Annotated in this window: 1 protein-coding gene; it reads right to left on the reverse strand. The window is 36.1% G+C overall.

The window, feature by feature from the left end; all coding sequences use genetic code 11:
* Positions 1–74: IS4/Tn5 family transposase DNA-binding protein (locus RW114_RS21140; RefSeq protein ID WP_422614835.1), on the reverse strand; the 74-nt coding region annotated here is incomplete at its 3' end.
* Positions 75–645 lie beyond the last annotated feature (571 nt).

Below are 645 nucleotides of genomic sequence, written 5' to 3' on the forward strand. Positions count from 1 at the left end.
AGCTTTATGGCTCTATTCTTTAGTCGTTTATCACCTAAATCTAAATTACGAAATTCTGTATTTGCCCAATTCATAGCTAAAATGATTCTACTTTACTAAATCTTAACAACTTGTGTGTAAGGAGATGGGCTAAGGTCTGCCTTTTGAAATCAGCAATCAGTATTGGAAACAACAAAAAATTTATTTTTAACATCATGTTGTTCCAATCACACAAACCTGCATGTTCTGTACGCTGAGATTGATTTTGTCGGGTAACAATAGTCAATGCGGCGCCTGGAAAGCACGGGGAGAAATCGGGTTAGAATATTACAGATTGCATACTTTATCTCAGATTTTTCTTGCAAATGTGTGAAACCATTATTTTGGAAGATTAGAAAGCGTGATAAATTTCTAAGCGCCTAGCAGCGCTGTATCCCACTAAGTGCATTTGGAGTCAATGAAGATATGTATTTAGTTGATACCGATCATTCATTGAAAAAAAATTCAGATTGTTGCTACGCAATTTCTCTCTCTTTAGGCATAGCTATCTACACAACTTAAAGCACAAAAGTAGTAACATACGCCATGAATATAAAAAAAGTTATTAGACCTCGATCCTCGCTTGGCAAAGCGTCACCAACAGTTGGTGAGTGAGTATTTGAACTC

The organism is Methylobacter svalbardensis (genome assembly GCF_037671525.1).
Taxonomy (GTDB): domain Bacteria; phylum Pseudomonadota; class Gammaproteobacteria; order Methylococcales; family Methylomonadaceae; genus Methylobacter_A; species Methylobacter_A svalbardensis.